The sequence below is a fragment of the Phenylobacterium koreense genome (assembly GCF_040545335.1).
Lineage (GTDB): Bacteria > Pseudomonadota > Alphaproteobacteria > Caulobacterales > Caulobacteraceae > Phenylobacterium > Phenylobacterium koreense.
In genome coordinates this window covers 1,558,326-1,579,555 of record NZ_JBEPLU010000001.1, presented here as the reverse complement: position 1 = coordinate 1,579,555, position 21,230 = coordinate 1,558,326, and the positions used below count along the sequence as shown (strand labels likewise).

Here is a 21,230-nt window from a genome sequence, read left to right as displayed (position 1 = left end):
ATATTTGATGCTTTTGCACGGAAAGGCGGGTTGCGGCAACACTTTCTCCTCAGCGCCAAGGCGCGATCCCTAAGCCTCACGGAGGTCGCTCGCATGAGTGAATCCGAGGCCAAGGCCGCGTTCCGGGCGGTCCGCTTTGCGGACAACGGAGGAGAGCCATTTTGCCCTCATTGCGGCGCCGACGCCGTCTATGAGTTCAAGAGCCGCGCGATCTTCAAGTGCAAGGCCTGCGAGAAGCAGTTCTCTCTCACCTCGGGAACGATCTTCGCCAGTCGGAAGCTGTACTTCGCTGACATACTCACCGCGATCGCACTCTTCGTGAACGGCGTTAATGGCGTTGCCGCGCTGCGGCTGAGCCGCGAACTCTGCATCAACTATCGAACCGCCTTCGTGCTGACCCACAAACTGCGTGAGGTGTTCGGCGCCATGGCGACCGCTGAACAGCTAACCGGCGTGGTCGAGATCGACGGAGCCGTGGTCGGCGGATCGAAGCGTCTCGGCAACATCGGGAACAAGGGGAAAAGCCCTCGTACGCCGAAGAACGGCAAGGAGCGGAATGTCGTCAGCCTGCGTGAGCGCGGGCAAGGCGGGCGTACCCTCACCTTCGTCGTCGGCCATGAAAAGGATGCGCTCGGGGCGATCCTCAAGCACGTCCATTCCAGCGCTACGGTCGTCACGGACGAGGCCGCGCACTGGAACGTCCTGCACCTCCATTTCGACAAGGTGCATCACGTCAACCACAGTCAGGAGTGGTCGCAACGGAATGGCGTCCACACGAACATCGTGGAGAGTCTGAATTCGCGCCTCCGGCGGAACCACCGTGGCGTCCACCACCGCATCTCGCCGCAATATCTCCACGCCTACGCGGCCGAGGTGGCGTGGCGGGAAGACTTCCGTCGCACGAGTAACGGTCAGCAATTCATGATGGTTCTAGGCGGTGCTGCTAGGCAGCCGATCTCGCGGGATTGGAAGGGCTACTGGCAGCGTCGGGGCGAGCGTCCGCCGAAGCAGCCCCGCGAGAGGACGCCGAGGCCAGAGCCCATCGTTTTGGATTTTCGGCCACGAGTATAAGCCGTCCCCTCAGGACGTACTTGTCGAAGACGTTGTTGATGGCGCTCGAAAGTCGACCGAGAGAGCGGTTATCTGGCGCTTCAATTCCAAGGGTCGGCGCGATGATCTTTGCTATTTCCCGAGAGGTCAGCGGTCTACCAGCCTTTCGCAAAGCGACCAGAGCAGGCCGAGTGATCGCGCCCGGCGCGCGCCGTGTAGGCGCAGGCGGACGGAGCGGCTTCACGCTCTCCTTCTCAAAACTCGGATCGAATTGAAGGATCGTCCCCTCAATCTGATCCATCTTGCGCTTGAGCAATTTCTTTGTGGACTCGATTTCGATCCACGCCTCGCGAATGGCGCGCAATCCAAAGACCGGCTCAACGGCTCGTTCCGCGTCGTTGAATTTGCCTCGGAGTATTGCGTACTCGCGCGTCAGCCTGGACAGAACAATACGGTCGGACATTCCCTGACCGTGCCGCTCGATCCCTAAGCCGGATTGAAGAGAGATGGCTTATCCGGCGTTAGGTGTGTTTGCTGCATAATGGCCGAGAACTCCGGCAGTTCGTCCAGGAAGAGCACGCCGTTGTGGGCCAGTGACACTTCGCCGGGCTTCACTCGCAGGCCGCCACCGGTGAGCGCGGCCATACTGGCCGAGTGGTGCGGGGCTCGATACGGCCGGGCCCTCGTAAGCTCCCCCTTGGCGATCAGCCCGGCGACCGAGTGGACCATGGAGGTTTCGAGCAGCTCGGCAGGCGAGAGCGGCGGCAGGAGGCCAGGGAGACGGGCAGCCATCATCGACTTGCCGGACCCTGGCGGGCCGCTGAAGAGCAGGTTGTGGCCGCCGGCGGCGGCGATCTCCAGCGCTCGCTTGGCGTTCTCCTGGCCCTTGACCTCCCGCAGGTCGGGAACCCGGTCGCCGTCGGACATCTCGCCCGGCTTCGGCGGCGAGAGGATCTGGGTTCCGCGGAAATGATTCACCACGGCGATGAGCGAGGGCGCGGCGAGGATGCGGGTGTCGCCCGCCCAGGCGGCCTCGGCCCCCGAAGCCTCGGGGCAGATCAGCCCAAGGCCCATGCCGCCGGCGGCCACCGCGGCGGGCAGGGCGCCTGCCACCCCGACGATGCGGCCGTCCAGCGAGAGCTCGCCCATCGCGGCCCATTCGGCCAGGGTGTCGGGCGGCAGCACACCCATGGAGGCCATGACCGCCAGGGCGATGGGCAGGTCGTAGTGGCTTCCCTCTTTCGGCAGGTCGGCAGGCGCCAAGTTGACGATGATCCGCCGGCTCGGCATGGCCAGGCCCAATCCGGCGAAGGCGGCGCGCACCCGTTCCCGGCTCTCGGCCACTGCCTTGTCGCCAAGGCCGACCAGCATGAACTTGACCTCGCCGGTGGTGAGCTGGACCTCGACGTCCACGCGCCGCGCCTCGACGCCCTGGAAAGCTACAGTGACGACGCGGGACGCCATTCCAACCCCCGGATTCGGCTCGACTTATCCACAAGCCGAGCACGACCGTTGGGCCGGATCAAGAACAAAAATGGAACTTTATGAGAAAATGAGACGAATCCGCGACTTATGCGTGTCTCTTCGAGTAGTAAGCTAGACCGTTGAGCGACGCTTTTCAATTGCCTCCCAGAGAATCTCCGCGGCGTTGATTCCGGTGAAGCGCTCCAGCGCCCGCGCGCCGGTCGGCGAGGTGACGTTGATCTCGGTCAGGTAGTCGCCGATCACGTCGATGCCGACGAACATCAGGCCCCGCCGCTTCAGCTCCGGGCCGATGATGGCGCAGAGCTCACGGTCGCGGGCGGTCAGTTCCACCGCTTCGGCGCGGCCGCCGACGGCGAGGTTCGAGCGGATCTGGCCGGCGTTGGGCACGCGGTTGATCGCGCCGACCGGCTCGCCGTCCACCAGGAGGACGCGCTTGTCGCCCTTGGAGACGGCGGGAATGAATTTCTGGGCGATGACCGGCTCGCGCCCGATCATGCGGTGCAGGTCAAGCAGGGCGTCGAGATTGGGATCGTCCGCCAGCAGCCGCGCCACGCCCGAGCCGCCGCCGCCATAGAGCGGCTTGAGCACGATGTCGCCGTGCCGGGCGCGGAAGTCGTAGATGGCCTCGACGTCGGAGGTGATCAGGGTCGGCGGCTGTACGCCAGGGAAGCTGGTGACGAACAGCTTCTCGGGCGCGTTGCGCACCTCGGCCGGATTGTTCACGACCAGGGTCTTGGGATGGATCACGTCCAGAAAGTGGGTGGAGGTGATGTAGGCCATGTCGAAAGGCGGATCCTGGCGCAGCAGGACGACGTCGAAGGTCGAGAGGTCGGCCAGTTCCCAGTCGCCGAACGACGCGTGGTCGTCCTTCGCGTCCTTGACAGTGACCGAGCGACCGCGGGCGTAGACCTTGCCCTCTTCCAGCAGCAGACGGTCGGGGGTGTAGACGAAGAGCGAGTGGCCGCGGACCTGGGCGGTCAACATCATCAGGAAGGTCGTGTCGCCTTCGATCTTGATGGCCTCGATGGGGTCCATCTGGACAGCGACCTTCAACGACATCGGCGTACGCTCCTGAACAGCCAAGGCGTCTCAGATAGTCCGAGCGGGGGCTCGGCGCCAGTCAGTTGAGCTGCAGACGCACCCGTTCGCGCTGGGCGCGGGCGGCGAGCGCCGCGCCGCCGTCCAGGGCGCTGGCGGTGGCCAACGCCTGCAGGGCGCCGGCCAGGGCGCCCTGGCCCTCGCGGGCGGCCGCGACATCCAGCCACGGGCGATGGTCGAGCGGATCGAGCAGGGCCCGGCGCAGGGCGGCGCGCTCGGCCTGCCCATAGTCGCGAGCGTTGGCGGCGCGGGCGAAGACGTTGTTCTGCAGCCGGATCAACACCTCCCGGTCGCTGGCCGGCGCCATCAGGCGGTCGAGGCGGTCGGCGACGTTGGGGGTCAGGCCGGCGTGCAGGGCGCGGCGGGTCAGTTCAGACGGCAGGACAACCCGGCCTTCGCTGAAGGGATCGAGCGCCAGCGGTCCCTCCGGGGTTTCGATGCGCAGCAGGAAGTGGCCGGGAAAGTCGACGCCCTGGACCGTAAGGCCGCACCTGCGGGCCACATGAAGGTAGTAGATCCCCAGCGCTACCGGCAGGCCGCGCCGGCGTTCGGCCACGGCGACCACGCAAGCGTTGTCGGGGTGCTCGTAAGTGAAGAGGTCGCCGGTGAGCCCGAGGTCGCCGGCCATGGTCTCGGCCAGGGCTTCCTCGGGACTCTCGCGGCGCAGGCGCTCGGAGAGGCGCTCCACGCCGATCTTGGCGAGGTCGCGAGCGTGCTCGGCGTTGCGGGCGGGATCCTCGTGGACCGCGCAGGCGATCGCCGCTTCCAGCAACGGGAAGTCGTCGTCACCGGCCTTTCCGGCTTCGCGCAACAGGCTTTCCGCTTCGTCTTGGGTCATCAGGTCTTGGCTTATCCGCCCCGCCAGGCGTCAGGGCTGTGTATCGGCAGTTTTCCCGGTGCGAGTGCGATCAGATCGAGCCGAACGGAGAGATTTTGCAAGCTCGGCCGACGTGCGGCGATTGCGCGCCCCGCTCGGCGCAGCCGGTCCCGTTGCATCTGAGTCACGGTTTCGAGAGCCGCTTCGAGGGTCGTGCGGCGCTTGACCTCGACGATGGCGAGCACTTTGCCGCGCTGGGCCAGCAGATCGATCTCGCCTTGCGGGGTGCGCAGGCGAAAGCCGAGAATTCGATATCCCTTGAGCATCAGCCAGACGGCGGCGATGGCTTCGGCGCGTCGGCCCGAGCGTCGCGCGGCGGCGCCTCGCGCTTGGCGCAGGCCGCTCACTTCTGCTTGAGCTCCATGGCCCGGCGGTAGAGATCGCGGCGGGGGAGGCCCAGGGCCTTGGCGACCTCCGCGGCGGCGTCGGCGGGCTTCAGGCGGGTGAGGGCGTCCTTCAACGCGGTGTCGGCGTCCGCCGCCGTGGCCGCCTCCTCGCGGCCCGGGCCTACCAGTACGACCAGCTCGCCCTTGGGGAAATCCATCTTCGGATCGGCCGCCAGTTCGTCCAGCGTGGCGCGGGTGACGGTCTCGTAGAGCTTGGTCAGTTCGCGAGCCACGGCGGCTTCCCGCGGTCCGAAGACGGCGGCCATGTCGGCGAGGCTCGAGGCCAAGCGCGAGCCGCCTTCGAAGAACACCAGCGTGGCGCGGATTCCGGCCAGCTCCTCGAAGAAGGCACGGCGGGCGGCGCTTTTGGGCGGCGGAAAGCCGGCGAAGAGGAAACGGTCGGTGGGCAGGCCGGCGACGGAGAGGCTCGCCAGCAGGGCCGAGGCGCCGGGAATGGGATGGACGGCCGAGCCTTGCGCCACCGCCTCGCGCACCAGGCGGAAACCGGGATCGGAGACCAGGGGCGTTCCGGCGTCGGAGACGAGCGCGATGCGCGCGCCCTCGGCCAGCAGGGCCAGGGCCTTGGGGCCGCTGCGTTCGGCGGAGTGCTCGTCATACCGCTCGACCTTCTTGGAAAGGCCATAGGCGGAGAGCAGCTTGGCGGCGACGCGTGTGTCCTCGGCCAGCACCAGATCGGCGCCGGCCAGCACGTCCAAGGCGCGCAGCGTGATGTCCCTCAGGTTTCCGATCGGCGTGGCGACGATATAGAGCCCCGGTTCGAGCGGGACGTCGGAAAGGGCCGGGGGCGGCGGGTGACGCGACGACATGGGTAAGGCTTGGCCGTTAATCGCTCAGGTCGCAAGCCTTGAGGTGACGTGGTCGAGTAGAAGTCGGCCCGCTGCGGTCGCTCGCAGGCGGCCTCGGTCGTCGGCCAGCAGCCCCGCCTCGACCAGCTCACGAACCTTGGTATGGCCGGGAGCGAGGCCCAGCGGGGCGACGTCCGCATAGGCGACGCCCTCGGTGATCCGCAGGCCCGCCAGCAGCCGCTCCTCGGCCGCTTCCCGGGGGCTCAGTGGTTCGGCGGCGACGAAGCCGAGGCCGCCAGCGCGGACCTGCGCGATGTAGTCGGCGGGCCTCGCGGCCGCCTGGGTGGCTGTGCGCGCGCCCTGCAGAGTCAGCCGGCCGTGGGCGCCCGGGCCTGCGCCCACATAATCCTCGCCTCTCCAGTAGACGAGGTTGTGACGCGAACGGGCGGCGAGGCCCTTGGCGTGATTGGAGACTTCGTAGGCCTCGAAGCCGGCGGCCTCGAGGGTCTGCTGGGTCGCGTCGAAGAGTTCGGCGGCGGCTTCATCGCCGGGCGGGACGATGCGACCGCGGCGCACCGCGCGGTCGAAGGCGGTGCCCTCTTCGATGGTGAGTTGGTAAGGCGAGATGTGCTCGGCACCGAGGTCGATGGCGGCCTTGAGCTCCTCGCGCCAGGCCTCTGCGGTTTGCCCTGGCCGGGCGTAGATCATGTCGATGGAGAGCCTCGGAAAACGGGCGGCTGCTTCGGCGGCGGCGGCCCTTGCGGAGACTGCGTCGTGGTTGCGGCCGAGCAGGCGCAGGGCCTCGTCGTCCAGGGCCTGGAGCCCCAGGGAGAGCCGGTTGACGCCGGCGGCGGCGAAGGCCGCGAACCGGCCGGCCTCGGCGTCGGTGGGGTTGGCTTCGAGGGTGACCTCGATCTGGCCGGCCGGCGTCCAGAGCTTGCGGGCCAGCTCGATCAGCTCCGCGGCCCAGGCCGGGTCCATCAGCGAGGGCGTGCCGCCGCCGAAGAAGACCGAGACCAGTTCGCGGTCGCCGGTGAGCGCCCGCTGGGCCTCAAGATCGGCCGCGATCGCCTGGGCGAGGGCCGCCTGTTCCTCGGCCTTGCCGCGGGCGCGGTAGACGTTGAAATCGCAATAGGGGCAGATCTTCGCGCAGTAGGGCCAGTGGATGTAGACCCCGAGCGCTTGGGTCACAGCAGGGCGGCCTTGAGCTTGGCGAAGGCGCGGGCACGGTGGCTGATCTCGTCCTTGCGGGCCGGGTCCATCTCACCGAAGGAGATTTCCTCACCGAGCGCCTGGAAGATCGGGTCATAACCGTGGCCGCGGTCGCCGCGGCCCGGAAAAACCAGGGTTCCATCCACGCGACCTTCCACCACCACCGCCGGACCGTTGGGCCAGGCGACCGCCAGGGCGCAGGTGAACCAGGCCGAAAAATCCTCGGCCCCGACTTCCTCGAGCCGCTGCTCAACCTTCGTCATCGCGCCCACGAAGTCCTTTTCCGGGCCGCCCCAGCGGGCCGAATAGATGCCCGGCGCGCCATCCAGAGCCGCGACCGACAGGCCGGAATCGTCGGCGAGCGCAATGAGGCCGCTGGCCTGCGCCGCCGCGCGCGCCTTCAGCATGGCGTTGCCGGCGAAGGTGCTTTCCGTCTCATCTGGTTCGGAAAGGCCCAAGTCTCCAGCGGTGACCAGTTCGAAGCGATTGTCGAGAATGGCGGCGATCTCGCGGGCCTTGCCGGGATTGTGGGTGGCGACCACCAGCTTCGCGCCGGGCTCCAGCTTCAGGGTCATGGTTCCTCTGGAAGGGTTGGACGGGAATGGGCGCGGAACCTAACCCCCAAGCCCCTGTGGCGCATTTCAAAAGTTTAATATCGTTTTTCGATATATGCTCGTAGTCTGAGCTGGACTGATGCGGAGAGCCGCGATGCGCGCCCTTGGGCCAGGCTCGGTTTCGAGCTTCCTGAAGATCATTCTCGACGTGGTGTTCTTCGCCCTGTGGATCGGCCTGGGCGCAGTGGCCCTGATGATGCTGGCTGCGGTGCTGTTCAGCTTCAATCCGGAGCTGATCGACAACATCTCCATCCGCACCGGCGCGACGGAAATCGAGGCGGGCGGGCCGGTCCTGCTGGGCGGGTTGGCGGCGGCGGGACTCTATCTCGCCGGCGTCCTGGTCATCGTCGAGCGGTTGCGGCGAATCTTCGGCACCCTGACCTCGGGCGATCCCTTCCATCCGGAGAACGTGCGGCGGCTGCGGGTCATCGGCCTCGTCCTGGCGGGTCTCGAGATCGGGCGCTACGTCATCTACGCCATTGGGATCTGGGCCCTGCCCGGCGCCGACATCACCCGGCCTGAGTTCAGCCCGACCGCCTGGTTCTCGGTGCTGGTGGTCTTCGTCCTGGCCGAGGTGTTTCGCGAGGGCGCCCGCCTTCGCCGTGAAGCGGAGCTGACGATCTAGCCATGCCGATCCGCGTGAACCTCGACCGGGTGCTGCTCGAACGGCGGATGTCGCTGACAGAGCTGGCGGACCGGGTGGGCGTGACCATCGCCAACCTCTCGATCCTCAAGACCGGCAAGGCCAGGGCGGTGCGTTTCACCACCCTTTCGGCGCTCTGCCGGGAGCTGGACTGCCAGCCGGGCGACCTGCTGGTCTACGAGCCGGGGCCTGATGACGCGGGCCTCGACGACGACTTCGAGTAGGCCCGCCGCCGCAAGCCGGACTAGTGTGTGGCCGTCTTCCCCCAGTAGGACTTCGAAATGCTGCTTCATCTGTCGACCTGGCAAGAGGTCGAAGCTTTCCTTCAACGCTCAAAGACCGTGATCGTCCCGATCGGCTCCAACGAACAGCATGGTCCGACGGGGTTGCTGGGCACCGACTGGCTGTGCCCCGAGATCATCGCTCACGAGGCCCAGAAGAGCGCCGACATCCTGGTCGCCCCGACCTTCAACGTCGGTATGGCTCAGCACCACCTGGGCTTTCCGGGCACCATCTCGCTGCGGCCCTCGACCTTCATGGCGGCGATCGGCGACTGGTGCCGCTCGCTGGCGGGCCACGGGTTCGAGAAGATCTATTTCCTCAACGGCCACGGCGGGAACGTCGCCACCATCGAGGCGGCTTTCTCGGAGCTCTATGCCGAGGCGAGCTTCGCCGGGCGTGAACGGGGCTTCGCTCTGAAGCTGAAGAACTGGTGGGACCTCCGCGGCGTGAACGCCTTGGCCAACCGCCAATTCCCCACAGGCCACGGCAGCCATGCGACCCCGTCCGAGATCGCGGTCACCCAGTGGGCCTATCCGGACGCCGTCAAGGCGGCGAACTATGCGCCGCAGATCGCCCCGACCGGCCCAATCCGCGAAGCTTTGGATTTCCGCGCCCGCTATACGGACGGCCGCATGGGATCGGACCCGGCTCAGGCGACCCCGGAAAAGGGCGGCGAGCTGGTGAAGCTGGCGGTCGAAGGGCTGGTGGCCGACGTGACTGACTTCTCGGCCGAGGTCTTTCCGGCGCGCGGCTGAGGTTTCAGGCGGTGACGATCCGGCCGTCGATCACCGCCACCGGCCAGGGAGTCAGGCGCTGGTTGGCGCAGGGGCCGGCGACGCAGAGCCCATCGCCTGGCCGAAAGAGCGCGGCATGGCCTCCACAGAGGATGAGGTCGCCCTCGCGGGTCAGGTAGCGGTCGTCCCAGGCGGCTAGCGGCCAGCCGGCGTGGGGGCAGGAATCCACGTAGCCGCGCACCGCGCCTCCGGTCTGGACCACGAAGCCGGCGAACATCTTGCCGCCTTCGCGAAAGCGGAAGCCCTTGGAGCCCGGATCGGCCAGCTCGGCCAGGGCGCAGAGCGCAACGCCCGGCCCCGGCCGCGCCGGATTGTCTGGGCCGTCTCGGCTCAATCCAGTCCGCCCAGGGTGGCTTTGAACGGATGTACGTCCACCCGCTCGAACAGGCCCGCCCGGCGGTAGGGATCGTTGGCGGCGAAGTCTTCGGCCTCGGCCAGGTCGGCCACGTCGAGGATCAGCATCGAGCCGGCCATGTTCCCGTCGGCGTCCAGCATCGGACCGGCCAGCTTCAGCTTCTCCTTGCCGGCGGCGATATAGGCCAAGTGGGTCTCCCGGGTGGCCATCCGCAGTTCCAGTGCGTTCGGCTTGTCGACACAGTGCAGGACGAATAGGGGCAAGGCAGGCTCCAGCTTTAGCGTTCGGACTTGATGGGGCGGGACATGAGACGGGTGATGGCCTCCTCTACCTGGGCTTGGCCGGCCAGGATCGCGGCGACCGCCTCGCAGATCGGGGCCTCTACCCCCAGCTTGCGTGCGAGGGCGACGACCGCGGGGGCGGAGGCGACGCCCTCGGCCACCGAGACCTTGCCGGCGAGGGCCTGTTCCAGGGTCTGGCCGCCGCCGAGGGCCAGGCCGACGCTCATGTTCCGCGACTGCGGGCTCGAGCAGGTCAGCACCAGGTCGCCGAGGCCGCAGAGCCCGGCTACCGTCTCGGCCTTGCCGCCCAGTGCGATGGCCATTCGGGTCATCTCGGCGAAGCCGCGGGTGATCAGGGCCGCATGGGCGCTGCGCCCCAGGCCCCTGCCCTCGGAAATGCCGCAGGCGATGGCTAGTACGTTCTTCGCCGAGCCGCCGATCTCGGCCCCGATCATGTCGGTAGCGAGATAGGGCCGGAAGGTCGGCAGGCTGAGCGCCGTGCCGATCTGGAAGCCGAGCTCCTCGTCCGGGCACGCCAGGGTGACGGCGGTCGGCAGGCCACGGGCGACGTCGATGGCGAAGCTGGGACCCGAGAGCACCGCCGGCGAGGCCTGGGGCAGCCCTTGCTCCAGCACTTCGGTCATCAGGTTCAGCGAGCCCTGCTCCACGCCCTTGGAGCACAGCACCATGGGCACGCCGGCGCGGGCGTAGGGCCGGAAGGCGTCGAGGCTGGCGCGGAGGTGCTGGGCGGGCGTGACGTTGAGCACGAAGTCTGCGCCGGCGAGATCGGCCAGGTCGGTGGTTGCGCGGACCGGCGCGTCGAACACCACGCCAGGCAGGAAGGTCTTGTTCTCCCGGGTCTCGTTGATGGCTGTGACCACGTCGGGCTCGCGCGCCCAGAGCGTAGTCGCAAGCCCAGCGCGGGCGCAGACCAGGGCTAGGGCGGTGCCCCAGGCCCCGCCTCCGATGACGCCTGCGGTCTTCATGCCTTGGCTCCCTTGCGGCCGAATGCGTGGGTGGGATTGGCGGCCGCGGCCTCCGGGTCCAGCGGCCAGCGCGGCCGGGCCGCGGCGTCCAGCGGATCGGAGATGCCGAGCGCCAGCCGCTCAGCGCCGGCCAGGGCGATCATCGCCGCATTGTCAGTGCAATAGGCCAGGGGCGGGGCGTCGAAGGAGAAGCCGTGCCGCTCCGCCACCTCCTGCAGCCTGGAGCGGACCGCCCTGTTGGCGGCCACGCCGCCGGCGACCACGAAGCGCAGCGACTGGCCCGGGCGCTCCTGGGCGTAGGCGGCCATGGCTTTGTCGGTCCGTTCGGAAAGCTGGCGGGCGATGGCGGCCTGGACGGCGGCGGCCAGGTCGCGGCGCTCTTCTTCGGTGGCGACGGTCGCGGCAAAGCGGGCGGCGGCGGTCTTCAGGCCCGAGAACGAGAAGTCAAAGCCCTTGCGGCCCAACAGGGCGCGGGGAAGCTCATAGCCCGAGGGATCGCCGCCCTCGGCCAGCTTCTCCAGGGCCGGCCCGCCGGGATAGGGCAGGCCCATGCTCTTGGCGATCTTGTCGAAGGCCTCGCCGGCAGCGTCATCGATGGTGGAGCCGAGGCGGCGGCACGCGCCGACGCCCTCGACCGACAGCAACTGGCAATGACCGCCCGACACCAGCAACAGCAGGAAAGGGTAGGGGATGTCCGCCGCGAGCCGGGCCGAGACTGCATGGCCCTCCAAGTGGTTCACCGCCACGAGCGGCAGACCGCGGGCTAGCGCCACCGCCTTGCCGAACGAGAGCCCGACCATAACTCCGCCGACGAGCCCAGGGCCCGCGGTAGCCGCTACGCCCGAAAGGTCCGAATAGGTGAGGCCCGCCTCCTTCATCGCCTGGGCGGTGACGGAATCGATCATCTCCACATGGGCGCGGGCGGCGATCTCCGGCACCACGCCGCCGTAGGGCGCGTGGGCGGCGAACTGGGTGCCGATCACCGAGGACAGCACCTCCACCCGGCCGTTCGCGTCCAGGCGCACGACCGAGGCCGCGGTCTCGTCGCAGCTCGTCTCGAGGCCAAGAACGGTGAGCGGTGTGTTCGCCAAGGGATCTCCCGCAGTTGCGGCTTGCTGCCTGGTCCTATAGGCCGGAGCCTCCATTAACGCCGAGGTAGACTGCGCGTCGTGCCCACGCAACCGCCCGTCCGGATCGGAGCCCGCGGCTCCAAGCTTTCCCTGGCCCAAAGCGGCATGGTCCAGCGCCGCATCGCGGCCGCGCTCGGGGCCGACCCGAACGACCCGAAGGAGGTCGAGGCTGTCGCGCCACTGATCGTCATCACCACGACCGGCGACCGGGTGCAGGACCGCCGGCTGCTGGAAATCGGCGGCAAGGGCCTGTTTACCAAGGAGATCGAGGAGGCGCTGCTCTCCGGCGCCATCGACTGTGCGGTGCACTCGATGAAGGACATGCCGGCCATACTGCCGGACGGCCTCTGCATTGCGGCCATCCCCGAGCGGGAGGACCCGCGGGACGCCTTCCTCAGCCACAAGGTAGAGCGGCTGGAAGATTTGCCGCAGGGCGCGATCCTCGGCACCGCCTCGCTGCGGCGCCAGGCCCAGGCTCTGCATCGCCGCCCGGACCTTGACGTGCAGATGCTGCGGGGGAACGTGGACACGCGCCTGGCCAAGCTGGCGGCGGGCGAAGCCGATGGCATTCTGCTGGCGCTCTCGGGCCTCAAGCGCCTGGGCCTGGGCGAACTGCCCCAGAGCCTGCTGGACCCCGTGGAATGCCCACCGGCCCCGGGCCAGGGCGCGCTGGCCATCGAGACCCGGGTCTCGGACATTGGCGCCCCATGGCTGGAGGCTATCCGGCACAGGCCGACCGCCGTGGCCGTCGCCGCCGAGCGTGGCGCCCTGACGGCGCTGGAAGGGTCCTGCAAGACGGCGATCGGGGCCCATGCGCGCTTGGCCAACGGATCCCTGCATCTGATCGTCGAGGCACTGTCGGCCGACGGCGCGCACCGATTCAGGCATGAAGGTTCGACCGAGCTCTCCTCCGCGGCCGATCCGCAGGAGGCGGCCCGCGCCCTGGGCTTCTCCCTGGGCGAAGCGGTCAAGGCCGAGGGCGGCGAACTGATCCTCCCGCCGGAATAGCCGTGGCGGGGCGTTGATTCCAGGCCCGTACATCGTCAGGGTCATGAACTGTCACGCTTGATCGTTCTCCTATGCCCCGCCCGCAGAAGATCTGGATCACCCGCGCCCAGCCTGGCGCCGACGCCACCGCCGCCCGCGTGCGCGAGCGGGGGCACGAACCGTTCGTCGCTCCCCTGCTCGAAGTTCGGTCGCTCGCAGACGCCGAGGTCGATCTGGCCGGGGTAAAGGCGCTGGCCTTCACCAGCGCCAACGGCGTGCGCGCCTTTGCGGGCCTGAGCGCCGTGCGGGACCTGCAGGTCTTCGCCGTGGGCGCGGCCACCGCCCAGGCCGCCAAGGTTGCGGGGTTCCGGCGTATACTCTCCACGGACGGTGATGTGGCCGCGCTGGCCGAAGGCATCGCCGCCCGACGCGGTGAGATCGGCGGCCTTGTCCTGCATCCGGGCGCGGCCGAGCTGGCGGGAGACCTGGCCGGAGCGCTGGCCCGGGCTGATGTCGAAGTTCGCGCCCAGGCGCTCTACGAAACCGTGCCGGTCGCGCTTTCCGCCGAACAGATGGCGGCGCTTTCGGACGTTGACGTCGCCCTGGTCCATTCACCCAAGGGCGGCAAGGCGCTTGCGGCCGTGCTCGAGGCTCAGCCGCAACCTCATCTGAGATTGCTGGCCATGTCGCAGGCCGCCCTGGCGCCGTTGCTGGGGACCACGGCTGCGGCCAGGCTGTCATCGCCCTTTCCGCTCGAAGCCGCGCTGCTGAATCTGATAGACCGTCAACCATGAGCGACCAGCTATCCGCACCACGCGATCCGGGCGCCTACAGCCGTCGCCGGAGAGGCCTCGGGGTCGGCGCGGTGGTGCTGTTCGGTCTGGCGTGCCTGGCTGGCGGATACGCCCTGGCGAATTTCGGCCCGCAGCTCTACCCGACCAAGCCCCGGACGGGGATGGCGCCAGCTCTGTCAGTCGAAACCTTTGCTCCCCCCGCGGCGCTGCCTGAAGCGCCCGCGACGTCCGCACCGGCGCCCGTGGAAGCCGCGCCGCCGGCGCCCGACGCAGCCATGGCCCAGCGCCTGGAGGTGCTCGAAGCCGACCGCGCGCGACTGAACTCCGCCGCCGCCTCGACCCTGGCTGCCGGCGTCCTGATGCAGGCCGCGCAGGGATCGCGGCCCTTCGCCCAGGAGGTCAAGGCGCTGGCGGCTGTAGCACCATCGCTGGACCTGCGCGCCCTGACCGTCGACGCCGAGCGCGGCGCGCCCAGTCGCTGGGCGCTGGCCGCCAGCTTCCCCGACTATGCGGCGCGGGCGGCTTCGGCCGCGCGGGCGCCTGGAGAAGGGGCCGGGATCATGGCTCGGATCACCTATGCGCTCTCGCGGGTCGTGGCCTTGCGACGGATCGGCGACGTGCCCGGTTCGAGCGCCGACGCCGTGCTGGCCCGGGCCGAGCGTCAGGTGGAAGACGGAGACATCGTGGCGGCGCTGGCCACGCTCGAGGCGCTTCCGCCTAGCGCCCAGGACGCCCTGGCGCCCTGGCGGGATCGGGCTGAACGGCGCGCGAAGATCGACCGTGAGATCAGCCGCCTGCGTGACCAGGCGCTGGGGGATCTGGCGCGGAGCGCTGGATGATTCGCGCTGCCCTGATCATCTTCCTGGTGGCGGCGCTCGCCACGGCCATCCTGGCGGTGACCGGCGAGCCCGGCCACGCGACGGTCGAGTGGTTGGGCTGGCGGGCGGACATGACCGCGGCGGCCTTCGTGCTGATCACCCTCCTGCTGGCGCTGTCTGCGATGATGCTGTGGCGGCTGCTGCTCTGGGCGGCCGAGGCGCCGCGCCGGGCGGAGCGGGCGAGGGCGGAGGCCAAGCGCCGGCAGGCCAACGAGGTGCTGACCCGCGGCTTCGTGGCTGCGGCTGCAGGTGACGGTTCGGAGGCGCGACGCCTGGCTCTGAAAGCGGCCGATCTCGCCGACGAGGCGCCGGGCCTGGCGCGGGTGCTTGCGGCCCAGGCGGCCGAGGCTGCGGGTGACGCCGCCGCAGCCCAGGCGGCCTATACGGCCATGCTGGCGCTGCCCGACATGCGGCTGGCCGGCCACAAGGGGCTGATGCAGCTCGCGCTGAGCCGTGGCGATGTCGCGGGCGCCGCCTCTCACGCCGAGCAGGCCTATGCCTTGCCGCGGACCGGGCGCTGGGCCTGGCTCGCCCTGCTGGAGGCGCGGCTCGATGTGGCTGACTGGGATGGCGCACGCGAGCTGGCCAAGAGCGCCCTCGACCGCAAGATCGTCTCGCCGATCATCGCCGATCGGGCGCGAGCGGCTTTGCTGGCCGCCTCCGCGGCCCAGTTCGAGGGCGACGCCGATCCGAAACGGCGCGCGCAGGCGCTGGACCTTGCGGCGGAGGCCGCCAAGTTGCAGCCGACCTTTGCGCCGGGCGTGGTGATGGCCGCGCGCCTGCTCGCCGCCGACGGAAAGGCCGGCCGCGCTGCTCAAGGCCTGGAGACCGCCTGGAAGGCCGCGCCGCATCCGGCCTTATGGCTGGCCTATCGCGATTTGAAGACCACCGAAACGCCGCGCCAGCGCGCCGATCGGTTGCGCCATCTGGCCGCGCTGAATCCCGGCGCGCGAGAGAGCCGCATCCTGATGGTCGAACAGGCTCTCGTGGCCGGCGACTCAAGCGGCGCACAGCAAGCGGTGAAGGCGCTGGAGGCCGAGCCGGTCACCGCCAGGACCGCAGCGTTGTTCGCCCGGGTGGCCTTCGTGGCCGGCCAGCCGGACGAGGCGCGGATGTGGATGGCTCAGGCTGGCGCCGCCGAGCAGGAGCCCGACTGGTCGGATCTGGACCCCGAGGGGCGAGCCTTCGCCTACGAGCCCGCCGACTGGGCGCGGCTGGTGGTGAGTTTCGCCGAGACCGGCGAACTGATCCATCCGCGGCACGAGCGGCGCGAACGCGCCCTGGGGGCGCTTCCCGAGCTGCCGATGTCCTATGAGCCCGCGCCTTTCGTCGAAGCGCATGAGGCCGAGGCGGTCCCCTACGAGATCGCCGACGAGCTCTATGAGGACGAAGATTTGCCCCCTCCGCCGGCCCCAAGAGGCGGAGAACGTCGTGCTTCCGGAAGGCGGCGCTTGGCGAGCGGCCCGAGAGTCGCTAAGTAGGCGCTCCCTCGCTTCGCCGTAAGGCGGGCGAGAGCGATGCCAGGCCGCTTTAGCTCAGCTGGTAGAGCACCTCATTCGTAATGAGGGGGTCACAGGTTCGAGTCCTGTAAGCGGCACCATCCTTTCCGACATCACGGAACTGAATGGCGGCGGCCCTCGGCCGCACCGCTCGCGCGCCAAGCGCATGAAAAAAGCGTGGCGGTCGCCCGCCACGCCTTCAACCGAACTGGAATGGACCCAGGCCTCAGGTGTTGGGCGCAGGCGGAGCCGAGGCCGCCGGGGCGGATGGAGCCGCAGCCGCCGGCGCCGCCTTGGCCGCGGGCGCGGCGCCGGGCTTGGGCTTCTCGGGCTTGTACTTGTCGTTGTAGGTGACCTTGTCCTCGGCGCCCTTGCGGATGGCCTCGATCTGCTTGGCCAGGGCTTCCTGTGTGCGCTTCTGCTTCAGGCCGGCCTGGGCGTAGGTGATGGCTCGATCGCCGACGAAAGGCATGACCCGGTTCTCGCGGATCTGGTTGGCGAACACCGCGTTGCCGCGGGGGAAGATGAAGATCTCGCCGGCTGGCAGCTTCATCAGCGTGTCGGTGAGGCCTTCCGGCGCGTTGAGCGTATCCAGCACGGTGGTCGTGCGCTGGAAGTCGATGCTCTCGCGGGTGAGCACGGCCTCGATCTGCTCAAGGGTGGTCAGCGGCTTGAACTCTTCCATCAGCTTCTGGTCGATCTTTCCGAAGATGACCTGATCGACCACCATCACGCGCCGCTGGGCGAACATGTTGGGGTGATCGGAGACGAACTTCTCGGCGTCGGCCCGGGTCGGGTTGGTGATCGTCGAGGCGATCTTGCGTTGCAGGGCGCCGACCAGCAGCCCCTCCTTGGCCTGGGCCTCCTGCTGAGCGTAGACAGGAGTCTTGTCGAGCTTCTGCTCCTTGGCCGTCTGGGCGAGGAGCTTGCGCGTGACGATGTTCTGCAGCGCGGCTTGTTCCATCGCCTTGCGCTGCTGCGGATCGGCCGGTGAGGCGCCCCCCATCTCGCGATTGAGCTCGGTGATGGTGATTTCCTCACCGTTCACTGTGGCCACGACCTGTCCTGCGGGGGCCTTCTTCGACCCGCCGATCATGCCGCAACCGCTCATGGCGATGCAGGCCAGCAGCGCTGCGCCACGAGTCCAGTTCAGTCTCATCGGTTTCTCCCCGAATGCGTCCTTTTCGGCGGTCCGTATGTCCTGCGCCTTCGTCGTGCGCCTGAGGTCTGGACGGCCAGTCAACCCTTTAAGCTCGAAACACCTTAAGCTGTCACGAACAGCGATCTGCGGCGAGAGGGTTCTCGCGTGCGACCAGGGCCGAGATGACGCGGCCTGACGGGCCGCTTTGATGTTGCAACTCCTGGCCGGACAAGGGAAAAGCTGCCGCGTGCCTAAAGTCCGCCTTCGTTACAAGCGCCTCAAGTTCTCCCGATCATGAGCGACGAGCCGAAACGCCGCCCGATACTTTCACTCAAGAACCCGCCCAAGGTGGTGGTTCCGGAGGTGGTGAAGAAGCCGCCCGAGCCCCCGCCTGCGCCGCAGTTCGACTGGAAGTGCAAACCCTGCGGGGCGGGGATTTTCATCGACGAGGCGTTGGGGGACGAGGCCGTCATCCGTTGTCCCTCCTGCAACGCCAAGCTCGGGACCGCCGGCGATTTCCGCGCCGAGCCGCCGCCGGCCCGGCTGCGAGCGCGCCCCGTGAAACGGCCCAACGCCTAGAGATTCAGGACCTCGCGCATTACCGGGCCGATCTCGTCGTGCAGGACGATGTCGGCATAGGGGTCCAGGTCAGTCGCCTCGCGATTGACGATGGCCAGTATGGCGCCGTTGCGCTTGGCCAACAGGGGAAACCCCGCGGCCGGATAGACCACCAGGGACGAGCCGAGTACGAGGAAGAGGTCGCAGTCGAGCGTCGCAGCCTCGGCCCGGTCCATTTCGGCCTGCGGCATGGATTGGCCGAAGGAGATGGTGGCCGATTTCACCAGCCCGCCGCAGACGCGGCAGGCCGGTATTTCGCCCCGCTCCAGGAAGCCGTCGCGAAATTCGGCGAACTCATGCCGCTGGCCGCACGTCAGGCAACGGGCGTAGTGCGCATTGCCATGCAGTTCGATGACCTTGTCGCCAGGCACGCCTGATTCCTGGTGCAGGTTATCGACATTCTGGGTGATCACCGCGTGGGCCCTACCGTCGGCCACCAGCTTGGCGACGGCAGTATGGCCGTCGTTCGGAGCGGCGCCGGTCCAGCCCGCCGAGCCTGAGAATATCCGTCGCCAGGCCTCCCGCCGCCGATCCTCGTCGGCGACGAATTCCTGGAAGTAGATCGGCTTCATTCGACTCCAGACGCCGCCGGCGCTGCGGAAGTCGGGTATGCCCGACTCGGTGGAAATGCCCGCCCCGGTAAACACCACGATCCGCCGGGCCTGCTCGATGGCCCTGGCCAGTTGGGCGCGGTCTGACATCGGCATCCTCCTTGGCGGCGCTTCATCGGTAGCGCGCCGCACGCGGCGGCGCCAGCCGGTATGGCTGGTGGTGGCGAAGGCTCGCTCATCCAGTAGTTCTTAGTTCAAACAAAGTAATACCAAGCATGATGGCGGGGTGCGACAATCTGCGCCGGCCTTATTAATCACGATTAACAGAGCAGAAAGCGGTGCAATTTAAGAGTTGAGCGGCTTACTAGTTTTGGGGCGTCTTCCATGAGTTTCAGTAATGTGCGTATTCCGGCCAAGCTCACTGCGGCCTTCGCAGTGATCCTGGCGGTGTTCGCGCTGGCTTCCGGTCTGGTGTTCGTGAGTCTCGGCTCCGCGCTCGAGGCGGCGAAGGCGAACAATGTAAGCTATCGGAATATCGAGGACGTGCAGGGCGTCCTCGCCGACATTGTCGAACAGCAGAACGCGGAGCGCGGTTTCGTCGCTACGGGCGCCGAAACATTCCTGGAGAACTATGAACGCCACGGCCAAGCGGCGGACAAGCACCTGGAGGACTTCCTCGGCCGCACGACCCGGCCGGAGCAACGCGAGCGCGGCCTCCGCCTGAAGGCGGCGGTCGCCGAATGGCGGACGGAGACCAACGAGACTATCGCGCTGATGCGCAATCCGGAAACGGCCGAACAGGCCCGCGCCGCCCTGGTCTCCGAGCGACTGACCAAGATTCGCGAGATTCATACCGAAATGCTCGACGCCCAGCAGGGGCTGGTCGCCAAGCGTTGGGCCAGTCAGCAGCAGGCCATGGGCCAGGCGAAGATCACGCTTATCGGCGGCAGCGCGCTGGCGATGCTGGTGGCGGCGTTCATGGCCTGGGCTCTCTCCCGCGCCATAGCCTCTCCGGTGGCGCAGATGACCCACGTCATGGGCCGTCTGGCCGGCGGCGACAATACGGTCGACGTGCCGGCCCTGGGTCGCCGGGATGAGATCGGCCAGATGGCCAAGGCGGTTCTCAGCTTCAAGGAAGCGGCCATCGAGAAGCTGCGAGTTGAAGCTCGAGCGGCCGACGAACGTGCCGGCGCTGAGGCTGAACGCCAGGCGCGCGAGGAAGAGAAGGCCCGGGAGGCCGCGGCCGACGCCATCGCCATCGGCGCTCTCGCCGAGGCTCTGGGCAAACTGGCCCAAGGGGACCTGACCCATCGCATCACGGCGACCTTCCACGCGAAGGCCGAGCAGTTGAAGACCGACTTCAACGCCGCCCTGGCCACCTTGCAGGAAGCCATGCGGGTGATCGCCGGCAACACCGCCACCATGCGCTCAGGCGCCGATGAGATCAGCGACGCAGCCGACGACCTTTCGCGCCGGACCGAGCAGCAGGCCGCCAGCCTGGAAGAGACGGCCGCAGCCCTCGATGAGATCACCGCCACGGTCCGCCGTACGGCGGACGGCGCCAACCACGCCCGCCAAGTGGTCGAAACCGCGCGCGGCGACGCCGAGCGCAGCGCTATCGTCGTCACCCGCGCCACCGCGGCCATGGGTCAGATCGAGGATTCGTCCAAGCAGATCGGGCAGATCATCGGGGTGATCGATGAAATCGCCTTCCAGACCAACCTGCTCGCCTTGAACGCCGGGGTCGAGGCGGCTCGCGCCGGCGATGCCGGCAAGGGCTTCGCCGTCGTCGCCTCCGAAGTGCGGGCCTTGGCCCAACGTTCGGCCGAAGCGGCCAAGGAGATCAAGACCCTGATCAACGCCTCCTCGGCCCAGGTCGGCCAGGGCGTCGAATTGGTCGCCGAAACCGGCAAGGCTCTGCAACGGATCGCCGACCAGGTGACCGAGATCAACAGCGCCGTCACCGAGATCGCCGCCAGCGCCCAGGAACAGGCCGTCGGCCTCCACCAGGTCAACACCGCTGTTAATCAAATGGATCAGGTCACGCAGCAGAATGCGGCCATGGTCGAAGAGTCCACCGCCGCCAGTCACGCCCTCGCCAACGAGGCCAACGATCTCGCTCGCCTCCTCGGCCAGTTCGTGATCGGCCAGGACAACGACCGCCCGATCGTCGCACGCCGACCGGCGCCTGCGCATCGCCCCGTCGCTTCGCCCGCCCGGCGCAGCTACGTCTCGGGCGCGGCCACGGCCCGCAGGCTGGAGCCGGTCGACGATGCTGACAATTGGGAGGAGTTCTGATGGAAACCGCTTCTCGTATCCCCAAGCCAGGCGCCGAGCTGATCTCGGTCCGTATTGGCGAGCAGGCCTACGCGATCGACATCATGGCTGTGCGTGAAATCCGCGGCTGGACCGCGGCGACCCCGCTGCCGCACGCGCCGCCGCACGTGCTCGGCATGATGAACCTCCGCGGGGCGATCCTGCCGGTCATCGACCTGGGCGCGCGCCTGGGCCTTGGCATGGCCAACCCCAGCGCCTCCTCGGTGGTGGTGGTGGCCCAGATCGGCGAGGCGCAGATGGGCCTTGTCGTGGACGCGGTCTCCGACATCCTCACTGTGACCGAGGGCCTGATCCAGCCGCCGCCGGAAGTCGGCAGCCCGGAATCGACCTCCTACGTTACAGGCGTCATGACCACGGACACCGGCATCGTTTCGCTGCTGGCCCTCGACGCGATCCTGCCGCCTGACATCCAGGTCGCCGCCTAGG

General features: G+C 68.3%; 23 protein-coding genes, 1 tRNA gene and 2 pseudogenes. 13 read left to right on the top strand and 13 right to left on the bottom strand.

The window, feature by feature from the left end; genetic code table 11:
* Positions 1-30: 30 nt before the first annotated feature.
* Together ABID41_RS07890 and ABID41_RS07885 are read left to right on the top strand one after the other, a co-directional pair.
* Positions 31-993: pseudogene (locus ABID41_RS07890) on the top strand (IS1595 family transposase); the annotation flags it as partial.
* Between the two features lie 328 nt (positions 994-1,321).
* On the top strand, positions 1,322-1,540 hold the full coding sequence (locus tag ABID41_RS07885; protein ID WP_354297383.1) for a hypothetical protein: 219 nt from the start codon (positions 1,322-1,324) through the stop codon (positions 1,538-1,540).
* Positions 1,541-1,596: 56 nt separating this feature from the next.
* On the opposite strand, the pseudogene ABID41_RS07880 reads toward ABID41_RS07885, so the two are convergent.
* The 7 genes and pseudogenes from ABID41_RS07880 to rdgB all read right to left on the bottom strand — a co-directional run.
* Positions 1,597-2,514, bottom strand: a pseudogene (locus ABID41_RS07880) (YifB family Mg chelatase-like AAA ATPase); the annotation flags it as partial.
* Positions 2,515-2,646: 132 nt separating this feature from the next.
* Positions 2,647-3,594 carry a glutathione synthase gene (gene gshB, locus ABID41_RS07875; RefSeq protein WP_331931216.1) on the bottom strand — a complete coding sequence of 316 codons (948 nt, stop codon included), beginning with the start codon at positions 3,592-3,594 and terminating at the stop codon, positions 2,647-2,649.
* Positions 3,595-3,655: 61 nt separating this feature from the next.
* Positions 3,656-4,471 (bottom strand): SirB1 family protein, encoded by an 816-nt coding sequence (locus ABID41_RS07870; protein WP_354297382.1) that lies wholly within the window; start codon positions 4,469-4,471, stop codon positions 3,656-3,658.
* An 11-nt stretch (positions 4,472-4,482) separates the two neighbouring features.
* The gene (locus ABID41_RS07865) at positions 4,483-4,857 is read right to left on the bottom strand and encodes a YraN family protein (protein WP_354297381.1); all 375 of its coding nucleotides are present in this window, start codon (positions 4,855-4,857) and stop codon (positions 4,483-4,485) included.
* Entirely contained in the window at positions 4,854-5,723 is an 870-nt protein-coding gene (gene rsmI / locus ABID41_RS07860; RefSeq protein WP_354297380.1) for a 16S rRNA (cytidine(1402)-2'-O)-methyltransferase, read from the bottom strand. The genes ABID41_RS07865 and rsmI overlap by 4 nt, the downstream gene beginning before the upstream one ends.
* A 24-nt stretch (positions 5,724-5,747) precedes the next feature.
* Positions 5,748-6,893, bottom strand: coding sequence for a radical SAM family heme chaperone HemW (gene hemW, locus ABID41_RS07855; RefSeq protein ID WP_331931796.1), 1,146 nt, complete (start codon positions 6,891-6,893; stop codon positions 5,748-5,750).
* On the bottom strand, positions 6,890-7,489 hold the full coding sequence (gene rdgB, locus ABID41_RS07850) for an RdgB/HAM1 family non-canonical purine NTP pyrophosphatase (protein ID WP_331931797.1): 600 nt from the start codon (positions 7,487-7,489) through the stop codon (positions 6,890-6,892). Before rdgB ends, hemW begins: the two co-directional genes overlap by 4 nt.
* 133 nt (positions 7,490-7,622) lie before the next feature.
* Between rdgB and ABID41_RS07845 the strand changes: the two genes are divergently transcribed.
* The 3 genes from ABID41_RS07845 to ABID41_RS07835 are packed head-to-tail and all read left to right on the top strand — an operon-like array spanning position 7,623 to position 9,208.
* The gene (locus ABID41_RS07845) at positions 7,623-8,153 is read left to right on the top strand and encodes a DUF2975 domain-containing protein (RefSeq protein ID WP_331931798.1); all 531 of its coding nucleotides are present in this window, start codon (positions 7,623-7,625) and stop codon (positions 8,151-8,153) included.
* 2 nt (positions 8,154-8,155) lie between these two features.
* Positions 8,156-8,395: a helix-turn-helix domain-containing protein gene (locus ABID41_RS07840; protein ID WP_331931799.1), complete on the top strand. Its 240-nt coding sequence runs from the start codon at positions 8,156-8,158 to the stop codon at positions 8,393-8,395.
* A 57-nt stretch (positions 8,396-8,452) separates the two neighbouring features.
* Positions 8,453-9,208: a creatininase family protein gene (locus tag ABID41_RS07835; protein ID WP_331931800.1), complete on the top strand. Its 756-nt coding sequence runs from the start codon at positions 8,453-8,455 to the stop codon at positions 9,206-9,208.
* Positions 9,209-9,212: 4 nt separating this feature from the next.
* Here ABID41_RS07835 and ABID41_RS07830 read toward each other — a convergent pair whose 3' ends face one another.
* The 4 genes from ABID41_RS07830 to tsaD are packed head-to-tail and all read right to left on the bottom strand — an operon-like array spanning position 9,213 to position 11,960.
* Positions 9,213-9,581 (bottom strand): Rieske (2Fe-2S) protein, encoded by a 369-nt coding sequence (locus ABID41_RS07830; protein ID WP_331931801.1) that lies wholly within the window; start codon positions 9,579-9,581, stop codon positions 9,213-9,215.
* A complete protein-coding gene (locus ABID41_RS07825; RefSeq protein ID WP_331931802.1) occupies positions 9,578-9,865 on the bottom strand; it encodes a YciI family protein in 288 nt (95 codons plus the stop codon). The genes ABID41_RS07830 and ABID41_RS07825 overlap by 4 nt, the downstream gene beginning before the upstream one ends.
* A gap of 14 nt (positions 9,866-9,879) precedes the next feature.
* Positions 9,880-10,869, bottom strand: a complete 990-nt coding sequence (locus ABID41_RS07820) for an NAD(P)H-dependent glycerol-3-phosphate dehydrogenase (RefSeq protein ID WP_331931803.1) — start codon at positions 10,867-10,869, stop codon at positions 9,880-9,882.
* The gene (gene tsaD, locus ABID41_RS07815) at positions 10,866-11,960 is read right to left on the bottom strand and encodes a tRNA (adenosine(37)-N6)-threonylcarbamoyltransferase complex transferase subunit TsaD (protein WP_331931804.1); all 1,095 of its coding nucleotides are present in this window, start codon (positions 11,958-11,960) and stop codon (positions 10,866-10,868) included. Before tsaD ends, ABID41_RS07820 begins: the two co-directional genes overlap by 4 nt.
* A gap of 78 nt (positions 11,961-12,038) precedes the next feature.
* Here tsaD and hemC point away from each other — a divergent pair, with 78 nt between their 5' ends.
* The 5 genes from hemC (at position 12,039) to ABID41_RS07790 (ending at position 16,258) form a co-directional block, all read left to right on the top strand.
* Entirely contained in the window at positions 12,039-13,007 is a 969-nt protein-coding gene (gene hemC, locus ABID41_RS07810) for a hydroxymethylbilane synthase (RefSeq protein ID WP_331931805.1), read from the top strand.
* A 71-nt stretch (positions 13,008-13,078) separates the two neighbouring features.
* Positions 13,079-13,780 (top strand): uroporphyrinogen-III synthase, encoded by a 702-nt coding sequence (locus ABID41_RS07805; protein ID WP_354297379.1) that lies wholly within the window; start codon positions 13,079-13,081, stop codon positions 13,778-13,780.
* Positions 13,777-14,619 (top strand): COG4223 family protein, encoded by an 843-nt coding sequence (locus ABID41_RS07800; RefSeq protein WP_354297378.1) that lies wholly within the window; start codon positions 13,777-13,779, stop codon positions 14,617-14,619. The genes ABID41_RS07805 and ABID41_RS07800 overlap by 4 nt, the downstream gene beginning before the upstream one ends.
* The gene (locus ABID41_RS07795) at positions 14,616-16,139 is read left to right on the top strand and encodes a heme biosynthesis HemY N-terminal domain-containing protein (RefSeq protein ID WP_354297377.1); all 1,524 of its coding nucleotides are present in this window, start codon (positions 14,616-14,618) and stop codon (positions 16,137-16,139) included. The genes ABID41_RS07800 and ABID41_RS07795 overlap by 4 nt, the downstream gene beginning before the upstream one ends.
* Positions 16,140-16,182: 43 nt before the next feature.
* Positions 16,183-16,258 (top strand) — tRNA-Thr (locus ABID41_RS07790).
* A gap of 125 nt (positions 16,259-16,383) precedes the next feature.
* Here the strand turns inward: ABID41_RS07790 and ABID41_RS07785 are convergent.
* On the bottom strand, positions 16,384-17,316 hold the full coding sequence (locus tag ABID41_RS07785) for a SurA N-terminal domain-containing protein (RefSeq protein WP_354297376.1): 933 nt from the start codon (positions 17,314-17,316) through the stop codon (positions 16,384-16,386).
* A 276-nt stretch (positions 17,317-17,592) separates the two neighbouring features.
* Here ABID41_RS07785 and ABID41_RS07780 point away from each other — a divergent pair, with 276 nt between their 5' ends.
* Positions 17,593-17,877 carry a hypothetical protein gene (locus tag ABID41_RS07780; RefSeq protein ID WP_331928319.1) on the top strand — a complete coding sequence of 95 codons (285 nt, stop codon included), beginning with the start codon at positions 17,593-17,595 and terminating at the stop codon, positions 17,875-17,877.
* Here the strand turns inward: ABID41_RS07780 and ABID41_RS07775 are convergent.
* Positions 17,874-18,617, bottom strand: coding sequence for an SIR2 family NAD-dependent protein deacylase (locus ABID41_RS07775; protein ID WP_331928317.1), 744 nt, complete (start codon positions 18,615-18,617; stop codon positions 17,874-17,876). The genes ABID41_RS07780 and ABID41_RS07775 overlap by 4 nt on opposite strands.
* A 234-nt stretch (positions 18,618-18,851) precedes the next feature.
* Between ABID41_RS07775 and ABID41_RS07770 the strand changes: the two genes are divergently transcribed.
* Both ABID41_RS07770 and ABID41_RS07765 read left to right on the top strand, forming a co-directional pair.
* Complete coding sequence (locus ABID41_RS07770) at positions 18,852-20,765, top strand: methyl-accepting chemotaxis protein (protein ID WP_331928315.1); 1,914 nt, start codon at positions 18,852-18,854, stop codon at positions 20,763-20,765.
* A complete protein-coding gene (locus ABID41_RS07765; protein ID WP_331928313.1) occupies positions 20,765-21,229 on the top strand; it encodes a chemotaxis protein CheW in 465 nt (154 codons plus the stop codon). The genes ABID41_RS07770 and ABID41_RS07765 overlap by 1 nt, the downstream gene beginning before the upstream one ends.
* The last annotated feature ends 1 nt before the right edge of the window (position 21,230 follow it).

Excerpts from the sequence above, each read along its gene's own strand:
- ABID41_RS07775 (WP_331928317.1), bottom strand. The coding sequence starts at position 18,617 with ATGTCAGACCGCGCCCAACTGGCCAGGGCCATCGAGCAGGCCCGGCGG.
- ABID41_RS07820 (WP_331931803.1), bottom strand. The coding sequence starts at position 10,869 with ATGAAGACCGCAGGCGTCATCGGAGGCGGGGCCTGGGGCACCGCCCTA.
- rsmI (WP_354297380.1), bottom strand. The coding sequence starts at position 5,723 with ATGTCGTCGCGTCACCCGCCGCCCCCGGCCCTTTCCGACGTCCCGCTC.
- rdgB (WP_331931797.1), bottom strand. The coding sequence starts at position 7,489 with ATGACCCTGAAGCTGGAGCCCGGCGCGAAGCTGGTGGTCGCCACCCAC.
- ABID41_RS07805 (WP_354297379.1), top strand. The coding sequence starts at position 13,079 with ATGCCCCGCCCGCAGAAGATCTGGATCACCCGCGCCCAGCCTGGCGCC.
- ABID41_RS07785 (WP_354297376.1), bottom strand. The coding sequence starts at position 17,316 with ATGAGACTGAACTGGACTCGTGGCGCAGCGCTGCTGGCCTGCATCGCC.
- gshB (WP_331931216.1), bottom strand. The coding sequence starts at position 3,594 with ATGTCGTTGAAGGTCGCTGTCCAGATGGACCCCATCGAGGCCATCAAG.
- ABID41_RS07840 (WP_331931799.1), top strand. The coding sequence starts at position 8,156 with ATGCCGATCCGCGTGAACCTCGACCGGGTGCTGCTCGAACGGCGGATG.
- ABID41_RS07800 (WP_354297378.1), top strand. The coding sequence starts at position 13,777 with ATGAGCGACCAGCTATCCGCACCACGCGATCCGGGCGCCTACAGCCGT.
- ABID41_RS07795 (WP_354297377.1), top strand. The coding sequence starts at position 14,616 with ATGATTCGCGCTGCCCTGATCATCTTCCTGGTGGCGGCGCTCGCCACG.
- ABID41_RS07780 (WP_331928319.1), top strand. The coding sequence starts at position 17,593 with ATGAGCGACGAGCCGAAACGCCGCCCGATACTTTCACTCAAGAACCCG.
- ABID41_RS07845 (WP_331931798.1), top strand. The coding sequence starts at position 7,623 with ATGCGCGCCCTTGGGCCAGGCTCGGTTTCGAGCTTCCTGAAGATCATT.
- ABID41_RS07835 (WP_331931800.1), top strand. The coding sequence starts at position 8,453 with ATGCTGCTTCATCTGTCGACCTGGCAAGAGGTCGAAGCTTTCCTTCAA.
- ABID41_RS07765 (WP_331928313.1), top strand. The coding sequence starts at position 20,765 with ATGGAAACCGCTTCTCGTATCCCCAAGCCAGGCGCCGAGCTGATCTCG.
- ABID41_RS07770 (WP_331928315.1), top strand. The coding sequence starts at position 18,852 with ATGAGTTTCAGTAATGTGCGTATTCCGGCCAAGCTCACTGCGGCCTTC.
- ABID41_RS07870 (WP_354297382.1), bottom strand. The coding sequence starts at position 4,471 with ATGACCCAAGACGAAGCGGAAAGCCTGTTGCGCGAAGCCGGAAAGGCC.